We start from the raw sequence: 14,454 nt of genomic DNA, 5'->3' as shown, positions 1-14,454 counted from the left end.
TTGTTTCGGCTATTTCAGATTCGGATTGGTTATGAAGCCTTCCAAACCACATAAAATAGATTATGCCGTCCTAGCAGCTAGGGCGGTATATTTTTTGAAACAAAAGCTCCCGCTTCACGTATAAGTCCCAAAACCCTATAACCAATTGGAGGTCGGCGATGAAAGCAGGGACACAAGCTTCCGCAGGTCCAGAACAACACAGGTCCGCAAGGATGAAGGCGCTGGTCTATGAAACGTACGGCATGCCGGAGGTTCTCCGCGTGGAAGAGGTCGAAATTCCGGTCCCGAAGGAAAATGAGGTGCTGATCGAGGTCCATGCGGCCTCCGTCAATTCCTGGGATTGGGATCTGCTGCGGGGCAAACCTTTTGTTAACCGGGTGGGGGCGCTGAGCAAACCGCGTTATCCGATCTTGGGGGCAGACGTTTCGGGCAGGGTGACTGCAGTGGGATCGGCAGTCAGCCGGTTTCGCCCAGGTGACGAAGTATTTGGAGATTTGTCCGGCAGCGGATGGGGCGGTTTTGCGGAATTTGCATGCGCGCGGAAGGATGCCCTAACGCCTAAGCCGGAAGGACTAAGCTTTGCACAAGCAGCGGCCATTCCGCAGGCGGGCGTACTTGCTTTACAGGGGCTGCGCGATAAGGGCCGGCTGAAGAAGGGGCACAAGGTTCTGATTAACGGGGCGGGAGGCGGTGTCGGGACACTGGGCATCCAATATGCAAAATGGACCGGCGCCGAGGTTACCGGCGTGGACAGCGCAGGCAAGCTGGAACTGCTGCGTTCCTTGGGCACGGACGATGTCATCGATTACCGTCAGACGGATTTTACCCGAACCGGCAAAAAGTACGACGTCATCCTGGATGTCGTCGGCAGCCGGCCGCTCTCCGCGATCAAGCGGGCGCTTGAGACAGGCGGCACTTATGTGATGGTTGGCGGTCCAATGCCGCGCATCCTGCTGACTATGCTTGCAGGTCCCCTCAGCGCACGGCTCCATCAGAAAGAATTGGCGGTTCTCATCCATAAGCCCAGCCATAAGGATCAGCAGGTGTGGAAGGAGCTGGCTGAAGCAGGCGCAGTGGTCCCGGTGATTGACCGGCAATATTCCCTGGACGAAGCGCCCGAGGCGCTGCGGTATCTTGGAGAAGGACGGGTCAGAGGAAAGGTAATCGTCAACCTGAAGCCGCCTGTTATAGAAAAATAAAATGCACCCTATTAGAGTCATCGGCTGGTAACCCGCAAGGGTCAGCCGGAGCTCTAAAGGGTGCTTTTTTTTAGGGCATGCCAGATGCAGTAATTACATCATTACGGCGTCTGCTGCGCCAGTTCTTCTGCCTGCTGAGGCGTCAAGGCGCCTTCATAGACATTCAGCTCGTCAATCAAGCCTTTGAACGCCGGATCCCACCAGTTAACACCAAGGGTAAATGTGCCTTCGCTTTCTGTGAACAGGTCCTTGAAGTTGCTGCCGGTGAATTTGGCAGTTCCGTTTACGTAGACCGTAACGGTTCCATGATCGACGGAGAAGGCCAGATTGGTCCATTCATCTGTCTTGATGCCGGAGCCGACAGGCGCGTCATACCAGGTTTCGCTGCCGGACCAGACCATAGTCTGGTTGGAGGATGGGCCCATAGGCAGGACGCTGACCCAGTTATTGCTGTCCTTGGCGCCGAAGAAGGTGGTCGTATACAGCGTCAGCTGTTCCGGTTTGACCCAGAGGGATACGGAATAAGAGCTGCTGCTGATCAAGCCTTTCGGAAGAAGAACACCTGACGCGCCGTCGAATACGGCGGCTTTGCCGTTATGTCCGTCTGCATAGGTAATCGTTCCGCCGGACTGATCGATTTTGCTGCCGATGACGGTGCCTTCTCCATTGAGCCCGGTTGAATCACTCAGATCATTTTCAAAGGAATACTGGGCGGTCAGCTCGGCATCCACGTAAGGCAGAACGGTGACATCAAAAGTTTTGACGGATGATGATTTGCCTTTGGTAATGGTAGCGGTCAAGACGGCCTTGGCAGCTTCCGAGCCGGAGGCAGGACGATGAACTTCACCGGCTGCCGTAATAGCTTCAGGGTTAGAAGACTGCCAAGTGATAGAGGAATTCCGGCTTCCTTCCGTCGGAAGGGTAAGGCTGGAAACGACCTGGCTGGTATCACCCAGATTCAAGTCCTTCACCACATCTGCAACGATTTCGCTGTCGCTTTCGTTAGGCAGCTTGCTGCCCCAAACGGTCACGCCGTCCTTGGAAAGCGCGGTAAACGTCATAATTTTCTTCTGGGAAACAGGGTCCCACTGGCGCACGAATACGCCCTCGTAGGTTACTCCGTCCAGCTTCAAGGAAGCCTGATATTGGCCAGTGCTCTTCCAGGTGCCGGACACGGCTCCGGATACTTTGCCGTTCTTGTCCAGAGTGATCAGCGAGGACAGCTGGATTTCGGCGCTTGTGCTGCTTCCGTGATTAATAAATTTATAGGTGCCTGTTACATCCTGCTGGTCAACCTTGCTCAGCGTCTCTCCTCCATACCGGTAAGGAGCGACGACCGGCCAGCCCTGCTTATTCATGAAGATTTGTTGGACGCGGACCTCATGCATTTCCCCGGTATTCGGGAACCGGGAATGGAACACCAGGAAGGACTGTCCAGTAGTGTTATCCTGAAAAACCGAATTGTGGCCCGGGGATACATACCCGACACCCGTTCCGGTGCCCGGATCGCCGACCTTGCGGTCAAAGAGATAGTTGCCGATCAGCTTGTTGCCGTAGAGGGCGTTGTCCACATCTCCCGGAAGCACCGCATTTTGTCCCTTGCTGTCGACAAAAGGACCATCAGGCTGCTTGGAGCGGAAGACCCGCATATTGTAACCGCCGTCTGCGCCCAGCCAGCCGTAAGTCTCATAGAGATAATAGTATCCGGTGCTTTTGTTGTAGACCACATAAGGACCTTCGCCGGATTTGCCGTAGCCGCCGGAAATTTTAGTGCCGAAGTACCGGTCAATGAGCCGGCCGTCGGAGGTTAAGCCGTCTTTGCCAGGGTAAACAGGCTGGCCGGTCTTCCGGTTAATTTCCAGCTCAAAGATGCCGCCGGACCAGGAGCCGTAAACCATATGCAGCTTGCCGTCTTTATCGTAAAAGAGATTGGGATCAATAGCATTAGGGTAGGTGAGGTTGGCGTAAGAGCCGTCAGTGTTGAACCAGTCCGAACGCGGGCCGGACAGGGTGCCGCTGCTGATGAGCTTGCTGATATTGGTGTTTGTCCATTTCTTGTTGATGACGCTGTCTTTGTCGGTGGCGTCATTCTGCGTAAATCCGGAATAGACGACCGTGCCGCCGTAAGTATAAGGGCCTTCGATATTCTTCGACACGGCAAAGCCGATGTCGGAGCGGATATAGGTGGAGGAGGCGCTGTAATACATCATGTAGGCGCCTTTGGAGCCGTCTTTGTTCACGTAATCCTTATTCCAGAACACATCGGGCGCCCATACGGCGTAGCCGCCTTTGCTGTCCGAATCGTTCTCGCCGGCCCAGGCGAAGGACTCCTTGAGGTTGGCGGACAGGTCACCATAAAGCGTATTACCCGGCGTTGTATACCCGTTGGTGAAGCGTGTCCAGCTCATCAGATCCTTGGATTTGGCCGCTTCGATATGCGAGCCGAATACGTAATAGGTATCCCCGGCCTTGACAATAGACGGATCGTGTACGGACACCTCTTGATAAACAGGGGGCTTGCTGCTTGCGGACGTTTGAGCGGCTGCGCCATTCGAATTCGAGCTGTTAGCGGCGATTAGTACGGAAGGGACAACGAGGAGGGTGCTGAACAGCGAAAACGTAATGATGCTCATGACGCGTTTCTTCTTCATTCGACATGCTCCTTTCGTTTAATGTAAACGGTTACAAGCTATCAAACTAAAAGACATCGAAAGATTCCATTTCTGGTGATTTATGCGTAAACCTCCTTTTCGTGGAACTATTTTCAAGTAACGTTGGTGATTATAACAACGTCTTCTCGATTTTGTAAATAGGGATATTTGGGGAGAGGGGGCGGCATTGGATGTGAAAAGTCCTTGTTTGAGCCGCCCTGCCGCGGATTAAAGATAATACATTTTAAAATTTATATCCTGGGGATGATTGCCGAATTTCTTGCCGAACAGCGTAACTCCCCCCGCATTCACCGCATCTTCCTTCGCCTCGATCCGAAAGGTCCAGCGCTCACAGCTGGCATCCAGATCATTCACTGACAGGGACGACATCAGGTCGCCGTCCATATAGGTTCCGTGATTGGTAATCCGGATGGTCTTCAGCAGTCCGTATTGGTTCAGGTTGCTCGGCCACCAATCCGGGTTCAGCTTGCCGCGCGTATCCGCGAAATCCCCGGGACTGGTCCAGCAGCCAAGCTCATGCCCGTTCAGAGTAAAGGTAATGTCGGACGGCCATACATCGTTGGCAAAAGGGAATTCGGAGGCCAGCTCCATGCTGATCTCAAACTGCTGCAGCTGTTCATCCTGCTTCAGGTAATTGGCTACCTGGTACTGAATAAACCCGTGAGTGAACCAGAGAATTTGGGCATCGACGCGTTTGGGATCCATGAAATATTTAGGTTCATCTACCGGACCGATAAAATCCTTCTCCGAGGCCAGCCCGCAGGTCGGCTTCAAGCTGAAGTCCGTATATTGGCCGATCGGGACGGAGGTTTCGTAGGAGGCGAATGAGTGGAATATTTTCTTCGGGAAATTGATCTCGATATGATCGACCTTCAGGATGGACACCTTCTGCAGGCCGGACTTGCCAGGGATCTTCTCGGTGCGGATCAGGCCGGCATCCTCCAGCTTCTGGACATGCTTCGTCACGATCGGACTGCTGAGCTGGAGCTCCTCGGCGAGCTCCTTGATGTTCATCTTGTTGTTGGAGAGTAGCTGAATCATCCGGAGTCTGACCTCACTGGCAAGAGCCTCATACACAATAAGCGAGGAATCATCAATTTCAAGCTGCAAAGCCGTCACTTCTTTCAATAAATTTTCCAGGATTATCTAGGTGGTTTCTAGTATTGCCTGCTGCAACGATCATAACATATTCCTTTAGTTTGTCTATACCAAAATTAACAATTTTATTAATTTCGCCATTTTAATTGACCGTTTATTCGCATTTTAATTAATCAATATATTAATTATGTGGTTAATTTTACAATTCATTTTATTAATTTGTTATTGACACCGCTTTCAAGACCGAAGTATACTGAACCCGACAAAAGTATTTTACAAATTCATCCTTTAGTTAATGTTTTTGTTAATTAATGATCAGGGGGAGAACGAGTTGAAGAAAAAGCTGAGTTTTGTTATCATGCTTGTCTTTGTGGCAGCAACAGTATTATCGGGGTGCGGCAGCAGCAAGAAGACCATTACCTTTTGGACGCCGCTTACCGGGGATGACGGAGCTTACATGGATCAGCTGGTCAAGGATTACAATGCCACCAATCCGGATATTAAAGTCAAGCACATCGTAACCTCAGACATGTACACGAAATTATCTACCGTACTCAATTCAGGCAAAGGAATACCGGACCTTGCGATTATTCACGCCGACCGTGTGCCGGGCTATGTGAAGCAGGGGCTGCTGGAACCGATGACCAATGTGATGAATGCGCAGCCGGAGCTTAAGCAGGATAACTATCTCCCGCAGGCGTGGTCCGTCGGGAACATTGATAACATGCAGTACACGATTCCGCTTGATATCCACAGCGTGGTGATGTACTACAACAAGGATCTGCTCAAGAAATATAACGTTGAGAACTTCCTGGACGACAACGTCGTTACATTTGACGAAATGCTGTCGCTTAAAGGGAAATTGGCGCAAGGGGATTACGTAGTCAACGATGCGCTGCTGACCTGGATTGTGTTCTCTCAAGTGCAGAACTTTGGCGGGGACATTGAGGATAACGGCAAGCCAGCCGTTGATACACCGGTGATGAAGCAGGTGTTTGAGTCCCTGAAGCAAATCAATGACGCAGGCTTAATGACACCGACCGGGGAAGACGGTTACTTGATGTTCCAGTCTGGCAATGTGCTGTTCTCCACCGACGGAACTTGGAGCTCTACGGCACACGCCAAGGTTGAGGGTCTGAATTTTGGCGTCACCAACGTCTATTCGCCGACTCCGGACAAATTTACGAACCGCGCTTCCTCTCACCTGTTCACGATGTTTAACAAAGAGGACCGGACCGACGAGAAGGAGCAGGGGATTGCAGCCTTCCTGGAATTCATCCGCAAGAACTCCATCAAGTGGGCTGAAGCCGGCCAGATCGTTGCAAGTAAAGACGTAAACTCCAGCCCGGATTATCAAAAATATATGCAGTCCTTCTTCACCAAGGACGACACAGAGATTCAGTCGCTGCATATTTACACCTATGAATATTATCCGTACATTTCGGAAGCGCTGGATACTTATGCCGGAGATATCGTGCGCGGCAAAATCTCCATCGACGAAGGCCTGAAGACGATTCAGAAGACGGTTGAAGATAAGATTGCGCAGAGCGAGCAGGGAGAAGAAGCAGGAAAATAAGGAGGAGGCGGCCGTACGCCGCACCCTCATAAGCTGCGGGTGCGGCGCGCTTCTTTTTCCGGGAGGAGAACTGGTATGACGAAAAAATTTAAACTGGCCCCCGTGTTTTTTGTCGGCCCCCATTTGATCTTGTTTATTGTCTTCATCCTCCTGCCGACGATCTACGGGATCTATGCTTCCTTTACCAAATGGAACCTGATTGGCGACCCGGTCTGGGTTGGACTCGACAACTACAAGACGATTCTGTTTGACTCGGGTTCTACGTTTCATAAGCAGTTCACCAACGGCTTGGAGAATACGTTCATCTTCGTCCTGCTGAGTGTTCCGCTGCTGATCGTTATTCCGCTTATGATTGCGGTGGCGCTGGAGCATAAGGGGGTTAAGGGGAAAAGCTTCATCCAGTCCGTCATTTATATTCCGGGTTTGATCTCGATCTCGGCTGCCGCCCTGATCTGGGCGCTGATCTTCAACAAGCAGCTGGGGGTTACCGGTAATGTGTTTCATTCGGAGACGGTATGGGCAGCGAACCAGCCGTATGCCTGGATCATTATCATTGTCTTGACGATTTGGGGCGGTGTAGGCGGGAACATGATTATTTACCGCGCCTCGCTGAGCGGCGTTGCCAAGGATCTGTATGAATCCGCAGAAATGGACGGCGCCGGAGCGGTCCGCAGATTCTTCAGCATTACGCTGCCGTCTATCCGGTTCCCGCTTATTTATACGTTTGTCATGACGACCGCAGGCGCCTTTAACGTGTTTGGACAGCCGCTGATGATGACCAAAGGCGGTCCGCAGGAAAGCACGACGGTACTGATGATGTCTATCCGGAAGCTGGCCTTCGGCACCGGGGAATCCATTGCGGGTATGGCCTCCGCCATGGCGGTGCTCCTTGGTCTGGTCATTCTGGTCATCTCGGCCCTTCAATATTATGTGATGAACCGGAATGCCAATTAAACCGCAAAGACTAACGCTTGGAATAGAAAAAGGCAGGTGCTGTAAATGTCAACCCAGGTTAGCATAGATAAGGATTTGACCAAGGTCCGGCCTGTTGCCCAGAAGAAGGATCAGCCGCGCGCCGGCAGAATCTCAAAGGCCGTCGCCTATGTGTTTCTTGCCGCGCTCTGCGTCATTTGGGCGATTCCAATCATCTTCGGAATTTCCACCTCCTTCCGCTCGCAGACGGAGGTCGTTTCCTCAGGCTTCCGCCTGCTGCCGGAGAACTGGACCTTTGAGAGCTACAAGGCCATTCTGGAGAACACTTCTACTGCGCCGATTATGCAGTGGTTGTGGAACTCGGTGTTTATCGCCACCCTGCACACTCTGCTGGTGGTTGTCGTGATCTCCATTACCGGTTACGGGTATTCGCGGATGACCTTTAAAGGAAGGGACACGCTGTTCTTCACCCTGCTGGGCATTTCCTTCTTTCCCGGCGTCGTGAATCTAATTCCTTCCTATAAAATAATAGATGCGCTGGGCTGGGTGAATACTTCCCTCGCAATGATCATCCCCGGGCTGGCCGGGATGGGGAATATCTTCCTTGTCCGGCAGTTTATGAACAGCATTCCGAAGGATCTCGATGAGTCGGCGCGTGTGGACGGAGCGAGCGATTTCCGGATTTATCTGTCCGTGATCCTGCCGCTTGTGAAGCCGGTGCTTATTGTCTGTGCGCTGTTCTCGTTCACGGGCTCCTGGAATGACTTCTTGTGGCCGGTAATCGTGTATACAGATGTCACCAAAATGCCGGTTACCGCAGGTTTGCTGCTGCTGCAGGATATTTACGGCAACTACCGGATGATCGGCCAGCTGATGGGCTCGGCGATCTTAGCGATTATTCCGACCCTGCTGCTGTTCCTGTTCGCGCAGAAGTATTTTGTGCAGTCCATCAATCTCAATTCCGGGATAAAAGGGTAGAGGGGGCAGGCTTGCCCCCTTATATCCGTTCCTATATGATTTGAGTGAGGTGATCATATATGGCACAACCCAATCAGACCGTCTATTCGGTGCCGAGCGTACAGCAGTATGTCACGGCGCCCGAGGGCCAGTGGACACTAAATCCCGGCTCCAAAATGCTGATCCTGGAGAATGCTCTGTCCAGCAAAAGCCAGGTGTTAACCGAAACCGTTAGACTTGTCCGTGATGAGCTGGCGGCATTTGCGGCAAAGCTTATGACTTCCGGCGGGAGTCTGGCTGCCGAGCTTCTGGCTGCCGAGCTTCTGCCTATTGAAACCGGCCCGGTCAGCGCCGCTGCGGAAGGGGATTTGGTAGTCGAGCTTGCGGGTCCCGATGAGGCCGGCGCCTTCCCGCCATCCGGCAGCAGCGAAGGTTATATCATTGAAATCGGCAGTTACGCAAGGGTCAAAGCGCCAACAGAAAGAGCCGTCATGTACGGCCTGCGTACCATTCTGCAGCAGCTGGCTGCAAGAGGGGAGCTGCCCTACGGGACGATCGTGGATTATCCCGCCGTTGGAGAAAGGGCGCTGCATATTGATATCGGCCGGAAATTTTACACCAAAGAATGGATTATCGAGCGGGTTAAAGAGCTGTCGTGGCTGAAGCTTAACGTGCTGCAGCTGCATTTTTCGGAGAATGAAGGGTTCACCCTGGAGTGCGAGAGCCATCCGGAGGTGATGTCGCCGCAGTTCCTGACAAAGGAAGAGCTGAGGGAGATTTTGCGGGCCGCGGGCAAATATCACGTTACGGTCATTCCATCCCTTGATTCGCCGGGACATTTGGGGCAGGCGCTGAAGAAACATCCCGAATGGCTGCTGAAGGATTCGTCAGGAACACCTGCCAAAGGCGCGCTGGATCTTACGAACCGCGAGGCCAGACAGTTTGTTCTGGATTTGCTTGGCGAATATGCGGAGCTCTTTAAGGACAGTCCTTATTTCCATATCGGCGGCGATGAATTTATTGATTTCGAGCAGTTCTCGTCCTATCCTCAGCTGGAGCAGTACGCCAAAGAAACACTAGGCATTCCGGAGGGCCAGGGAGTAGATACATACATCCATTACATCAACGAGGCTGCCGGATATCTGGAAGACAAAGGGTTTACCGTCCGGGCCTGGAACGACGGCCTGTACCGCCAAGACCAGCACCAGCATGTGAATCCTAAAGCTTCTATTGAAATTACGTACTGGACCAAATGGCATAAGAATATGGCTCCCGCCCAAACGTTTATGGACAAAGGCTGCAAGCTGATCAACTATAATGATGCTTATTTTTATTATGTATTAGGGGAGAATGCGGGATACAAATACCCCACCGGAGAAAAAATATACGCAGACTGGCACCCCGGCCTGCTTCCGAGAGTAAGTGAAACCGAGAAGCAGGAGTATGCGCAGCCTTACCCGTCCAGCCTCCTCGGCTGCTCTTTCTCGATCTGGTGCGATACCCCGGATGCCCAAACGGAGGAGCAGGTAGCTTCAGGGATCTTCGAGCCGCTGCGGGCGATGGCGGAGAAAGCCTGGACAGCGGAGAAGCGGCATGCCAGCTATGAGGCTTTCAAGCAATTGTTCAACAAAGCCGGCGCCATATAATTCCGAGCTCGGCTGCAAGCTCTTCAATCATGGACACCAACCCGAAGCTGTACCCGGACTGGTGTTCTTTTTTTTGGCAAATCCTCTACCTTAAATGGTCAAATCATGATCGGACTGTATATTAATCGCTTCTTGCAGAAGACGCTGGAGTACAGCGGCAAATACGGCAATCACCAGCGAAGCAAAAATAAGGATGAGCCCTACAAATCCGACAGGAGGGTCAACTTTCTCCGCTATAAGGCGGAAGAGGGGCGAACCTAATACATACAAGCCGCTGATTGTAATTGCGCAGTACCTTATGTTCTTTAACGCCTTTACAGATAATTCGGAGAACGCTGTGTTCACGGCAATGTATTGCAGCAGATTGAAAGCCTGGTAGAGAGCAATGTAAAAGGGCACAGCCGCTCCATACATCACGAGGAGAACGAGATATTTTATTACGGCTATACTTGGATACAATGCGGCTGCAAAATTCGCCACGCGTGGCACGACAAATATACAAAATGCAAGCACCGCAATTCCAATCAGAACAATGACTGCCTTTAAGAAAGCGGTAGAGCCATGTTTAACATTCATTAGAAGCACCTCTGCTAATTTGATGACAAGATGACTTTAACATCTGATTTATCGTTTTTCAATAAAATTATATTGTTTTAATTACAATATAGTTCATTTTTAAAATAATTACGTTTAGTGTGATTTATATCACATGTATTGTGAAAATAATCACATATAATAAAGCCATAAGAGATGATCATCTTACAAAACTTACAAAGCGATAACATCAAAGACAATAGAAATTAATCAAAAGGAGAGATTTATATGTTTAACAATTGGCTGAGAACGAACAAAGTTGCAATGTGGCTGCTGACCATCGTCCGGATCTACCTCGGTTACCAATGGATGACCCACGGCATTGAGAAATTGACAAAAGGCTTTGACGCCGGCGGCTTCCTGCAGGGAGCAATCGCGAAGAGCACCGGTGAAAATCCCGCCGTACAGGCCTGGTGGGCATCGTTTCTGCAGCATGCCGCACTGCCTGGCGTGAAATTCTTCAACGTCCTGATCCCTGCCGGTGAATTCCTGGTCGGCCTGGGCCTGATCCTCGGTACCTTCACTACCTTCGCCGCATTAATGGCAGTCGTGATGAATACCGCGTTCCTCTTCTCGGGTACAGTAAGCACAAACGCGCAAATGCTGCTGCTTGAAATCTTCCTGGTTGTAGCTGCTGCAAATGCCGGCAAAATCGGCCTGGACCGCTGGGTAATGCCTTTCCTCCGCGGCTTGTTCAAACGGAACCAAGCTGGCCGCGGTGACGGCGGCGAAACACAAGCTCCGGCTCCAGCACCATTCAAAACAAGACATACAGCGTAAATGAGCAGGCTGGAAGTTCACCTCTCATGAACAAGGGTACCCGGCCGGCGCTTCAGCCCGGCGGGTATCTTTCAATAACGGATTACCACAAATATGTTATTGTCCTATGGCAGATTAATGTTATATAATGAGATTCCGTATTACCCTGATAATTAAATAGCTGGCCTCATCAACTTGATGAGGTAGAGGTCGCGGTTATGATGAGTACCGCCGGAGAAGGCTAGAAGCAGCTGAGGATCCCGGCAGAAAGGCATACCCGCCGAAGTGTGATTCCCAGGCTTCTGAACGGGAATGATGCTGGGGCTGTTTCCGAAAGGGACAGAACTGTCACGGATGTTTTTCGCCGAAACTCCGTGTTGTGCTATCTTCATGAAGGTTTGAGGCAGACCCTATAAGGTTATCCTAAGACCGCGCGAGAATAGCAGCTGCGGTCTTTTTTCTGTATCTTCCTGCATGAATTTAGGGGCATCTTCAAACAACCTAAAGGAGTGTGCGTTATTATGAGCAAGAACCAAAACCCTGCGTCCGGACTGAAAACCGGACTGAAAGCCAGGCACATGACTATGATTGCCCTGGGCGGTTCAATCGGAACCGGGCTGTTTCTAGCCAGCGGAGGAGCCATCTCTTCTGCCGGACCGGGCGGAGCTATTGTGGCTTATGCGGCGATTGGATTTATGGTCTACTTCCTGATGACCAGTTTGGCCGAGCTGGCCTCTTACATGCCGGAATCCGGTTCGTTCGGCACTTACGCAAGCCGGTTCGTGGATCCCGCACTCGGCTTCGCACTGGGCTGGAACTATTGGTACAACTGGGCGATTACGATCGCGGCCGAGCTGTCGGCAGCAACGCTCATCATTAAATACTGGTTCCCCGGAAGCTCATCCTTCCTGTGGAGTCTGCTGTTTCTGGCCGTTATTCTGGGACTGAATATTTTATCCGTTAAAGGCTACGGCGAATCCGAGTATTGGTTTGCTATCATTAAAGTAGTGACCGTTATTGCATTCCTGATCATCGGTGTGCTGATGATCTTTGGCATTATGGGCGGCAAATCGCCCGGCTTCAGCAACTTTACGACAGAAGCTGCCCCGTTTAACGGAGGTTTTCTGGCGCTGCTCGGCGTGTTTATGGCGGCAGGCTTCTCCTTCCAGGGAACAGAGCTGATTGGGGTTGCAGCAGGAGAAAGCGACGATCCCCGCCACAATGTTCCCAAAGCGGTGAAGCAGATCTTCTGGCGGATTCTGATCTTTTATATTCTGGCCATCTTTGTTATCGGCATGCTGATTCCTTATACGAATCCGGACCTGCTGAAAGGGGACGTGGGCAGCGTCGGCGCAAGCCCGTTCACCCTGGTATTTAAGAAAGCCGGACTGGCATTTGCCGCATCCGTTATGAACGCCGTTATTCTGTCGTCCGTATTATCCGCCGGCAACTCGGGCATGTACGCTTCGTCGCGGGTCCTGTACGGCCTGGCGAAGGAAGGCAAAGCGCCGAAATTGTTCGGAAGAGTCAACCGCCGGGGGATTCCGGTGTATGCCGTTCTGCTGACCGCTGCTGTCGGCATGCTGGCGTTTCTGGCTTCCTTTTTCGGGGACGGAGTTGTCTATACGTGGCTGCTGAACGCGTCAGGTATGTGCGGATTTATTACCTGGCTCGGCATCGCCATTTGTCATTACCGCTTCCGCAAGGCTTATACCGCGCAGGGCCGCAGCCTGAGCGATCTGCCTTATAAAGCAAGATTTTTCCCGTTTGGGCCGATCATCGCCTTCCTGATCTGTGCGGTTGTCGTCGTAGGCCAAAGCATGTCCGTCATTTCCGATGGCAGTGTGGATTGGGTCGGGCTGGCCGCCTCTTACCTGAGCATTCCGCTTGTGATCGCTTTGTGGCTCGGCTACAAATGGACGAAGAAGACCAAAGTCATTCCTTTGACCGAATGCGATCTGAATACGGACAATTAATTGGAATAATATAGGAAATAATAAAGATATATGAATGATTAAATGAGTGAAATTGAAATCCCCTTCGACGGGACTTCTGCCTAACAGGCTGGGGAGTCCCGTTGAAGGGGATTTTTGTGCGGGGAGTTCGCTTTAGGTGTTGTTCAGATGCGTCCTTGTAAAAGCTTTCCGGTATTCGGTCGGCGTAACGCCTGCGAGCCTCTTGAACCATTTCGCAAACTGCTTGTCGTCCGGTATCCCGACCTTGGCGGCGACTTCCTTCACATGCATAGGGCTCCCGGTGAGCAGCTCCTTGGCGGCCTCAAGCTTCAGGTTATGAATGTAGTGCAGCAGGCCGGAGCCGAACCGCCGTTTGAACATGCGGGACAGATAATCTTTGTTGTAGCCCATCTCCTGTGCGATTTGCTCTACGGATATGCCAGGCTCCAGCGCATGGAGCCGGGTCCATTCCAGCAGCTTCGGCAGCTGGGGATCGAGCGCGTCTAGTCCCTCGGAGTCCTGCAGCTGCTCCGCCAGTTCGATTAACAGCGAGGTCAGAAAATAGTCCCCGGCCTGCCGGATCCGGCTGCCGCCGCTGGCCGCATGAAGGAGCTGGCGCGCGAGAATATGCAGGCGTCCCGGATTGGGGCAGCTTGCATACCGCGGAATCCGGCAGTCCGGTTCGCTGGCGGTGCATTCCGGGAACAGAAAGTGGAACCAATAGAAAGAAACCCCCGGCAGGGAAAGCTTGTTGCCCCGGTGTCTGACCCCGGGTTCAAGAATCAGCATATCACCTGCTTTTACTTCATACATGAGGCCGTCCGCTTCCAGAAATACAACGCCGGACACCCCGATAATCAGCTCATAATCCTCGATTGTCCGCTCCATGTGCGACCACTGTTCATCGGACATAAACTGTCCGCCCATCCGGAGTTTATAGGGTTTATCCAAGTATAAAGGGAACATGGGTCATCCTCTTTTCCATTTCTATTAATGAAGTCAGTTTTTGACACCTATTATACCGGAACCTCTACCGACAAGACTCTTTTTTTTCATTACTATGGT

General features: G+C 51.8%; 11 protein-coding genes and 1 riboswitch. Of the genes, 7 read left to right on the top strand and 4 right to left on the bottom strand.

The features are described from left to right. The first annotated feature begins 158 nt into the window (after positions 1 to 158). A complete protein-coding gene (locus FCN15_RS02560; RefSeq protein WP_238996468.1) occupies positions 159 to 1,199 on the top strand; it encodes an NAD(P)-dependent alcohol dehydrogenase in 1,041 nt (346 codons plus the stop codon). 101 nt (positions 1,200 to 1,300) lie between these two features. Here the strand turns inward: FCN15_RS02560 and FCN15_RS02555 are convergent, their stop codons facing one another. Together FCN15_RS02555 and FCN15_RS02550 are read right to left on the bottom strand one after the other, a co-directional pair. After that, positions 1,301 to 3,850 carry a lipocalin-like domain-containing protein gene (locus FCN15_RS02555; RefSeq protein ID WP_138493349.1) on the bottom strand — a complete coding sequence of 850 codons (2,550 nt, stop codon included), beginning with the start codon at positions 3,848 to 3,850 and terminating at the stop codon, positions 1,301 to 1,303. Positions 3,851 to 4,078: 228 nt separating this feature from the next. Further along, on the bottom strand, positions 4,079 to 4,981 hold the full coding sequence (locus FCN15_RS02550; RefSeq protein WP_138493443.1) for an ArsR/SmtB family transcription factor: 903 nt from the start codon (positions 4,979 to 4,981) through the stop codon (positions 4,079 to 4,081). A gap of 346 nt (positions 4,982 to 5,327) precedes the next feature. Here FCN15_RS02550 and FCN15_RS02545 point away from each other — a divergent pair, with 346 nt between their 5' ends. From FCN15_RS02545 to FCN15_RS02530, 4 genes are all read left to right on the top strand, one after another. Beyond that, on the top strand, positions 5,328 to 6,545 hold the full coding sequence (locus FCN15_RS02545) for an extracellular solute-binding protein (protein ID WP_238996484.1): 1,218 nt from the start codon (positions 5,328 to 5,330) through the stop codon (positions 6,543 to 6,545). Positions 6,546 to 6,620: 75 nt separating this feature from the next. Then, the gene (locus tag FCN15_RS02540) at positions 6,621 to 7,499 is read left to right on the top strand and encodes a carbohydrate ABC transporter permease (RefSeq protein ID WP_138493347.1); all 879 of its coding nucleotides are present in this window, start codon (positions 6,621 to 6,623) and stop codon (positions 7,497 to 7,499) included. Positions 7,500 to 7,544: 45 nt separating this feature from the next. After that, positions 7,545 to 8,456, top strand: a complete 912-nt coding sequence (locus FCN15_RS02535; RefSeq protein WP_138493346.1) for a carbohydrate ABC transporter permease — start codon at positions 7,545 to 7,547, stop codon at positions 8,454 to 8,456. Positions 8,457 to 8,515: 59 nt separating this feature from the next. Beyond that, positions 8,516 to 10,081 (top strand): beta-N-acetylhexosaminidase, encoded by a 1,566-nt coding sequence (locus FCN15_RS02530; protein WP_238996467.1) that lies wholly within the window; start codon positions 8,516 to 8,518, stop codon positions 10,079 to 10,081. Positions 10,082 to 10,171: 90 nt separating this feature from the next. On the opposite strand, the gene FCN15_RS02525 is transcribed toward FCN15_RS02530, so the two are convergent. Next, entirely contained in the window at positions 10,172 to 10,657 is a 486-nt protein-coding gene (locus FCN15_RS02525) for a DUF2975 domain-containing protein (RefSeq protein ID WP_138493345.1), read from the bottom strand. 246 nt (positions 10,658 to 10,903) lie between these two features. Here FCN15_RS02525 and FCN15_RS02520 point away from each other — a divergent pair, with 246 nt between their 5' ends. Both FCN15_RS02520 and FCN15_RS02515 read left to right on the top strand, forming a co-directional pair. Further along, entirely contained in the window at positions 10,904 to 11,455 is a 552-nt protein-coding gene (locus FCN15_RS02520; protein ID WP_138493344.1) for a DoxX family protein, read from the top strand. 175 nt (positions 11,456 to 11,630) lie between these two features. Further along, positions 11,631 to 11,827, top strand: a riboswitch (Lysine riboswitch). Positions 11,828 to 11,955: 128 nt separating this feature from the next. Further along, complete coding sequence (locus FCN15_RS02515; RefSeq protein ID WP_138493343.1) at positions 11,956 to 13,410, top strand: amino acid permease; 1,455 nt, start codon at positions 11,956 to 11,958, stop codon at positions 13,408 to 13,410. A gap of 132 nt (positions 13,411 to 13,542) precedes the next feature. On the opposite strand, the gene FCN15_RS02510 is transcribed toward FCN15_RS02515, so the two are convergent. Further along, positions 13,543 to 14,340, bottom strand: coding sequence for a helix-turn-helix domain-containing protein (locus FCN15_RS02510; RefSeq protein WP_162515272.1), 798 nt, complete (start codon positions 14,338 to 14,340; stop codon positions 13,543 to 13,545). Between the last annotated feature and the right edge of the window lie 114 nt (positions 14,341 to 14,454).

The organism is Paenibacillus pinistramenti, from assembly GCF_005869875.1.
GTDB classification, from domain to species: domain Bacteria; phylum Bacillota; class Bacilli; order Paenibacillales; family Paenibacillaceae; genus Fontibacillus; species Fontibacillus pinistramenti.
This window is presented reverse-complemented; position numbering and strand designations above follow the sequence as displayed.

What these genes read in the sequence shown, in the direction of transcription:
- FCN15_RS02560 (WP_238996468.1), top strand. Translation starts at nt 159, where the DNA reads ATGAAAGCAGGGACACAAGCTTCCGCAGGTCCAGAACAACACAGGTCC.
- FCN15_RS02555 (WP_138493349.1), bottom strand. Translation starts at nt 3,850, where the DNA reads ATGAAGAAGAAACGCGTCATGAGCATCATTACGTTTTCGCTGTTCAGC.
- FCN15_RS02545 (WP_238996484.1), top strand. Translation starts at nt 5,328, where the DNA reads ATGCTTGTCTTTGTGGCAGCAACAGTATTATCGGGGTGCGGCAGCAGC.
- FCN15_RS02540 (WP_138493347.1), top strand. Translation starts at nt 6,621, where the DNA reads ATGACGAAAAAATTTAAACTGGCCCCCGTGTTTTTTGTCGGCCCCCAT.
- FCN15_RS02535 (WP_138493346.1), top strand. Translation starts at nt 7,545, where the DNA reads ATGTCAACCCAGGTTAGCATAGATAAGGATTTGACCAAGGTCCGGCCT.
- FCN15_RS02530 (WP_238996467.1), top strand. Translation starts at nt 8,516, where the DNA reads ATGGCACAACCCAATCAGACCGTCTATTCGGTGCCGAGCGTACAGCAG.
- FCN15_RS02525 (WP_138493345.1), bottom strand. Translation starts at nt 10,657, where the DNA reads ATGAATGTTAAACATGGCTCTACCGCTTTCTTAAAGGCAGTCATTGTT.
- FCN15_RS02520 (WP_138493344.1), top strand. Translation starts at nt 10,904, where the DNA reads ATGTTTAACAATTGGCTGAGAACGAACAAAGTTGCAATGTGGCTGCTG.
- FCN15_RS02515 (WP_138493343.1), top strand. Translation starts at nt 11,956, where the DNA reads ATGAGCAAGAACCAAAACCCTGCGTCCGGACTGAAAACCGGACTGAAA.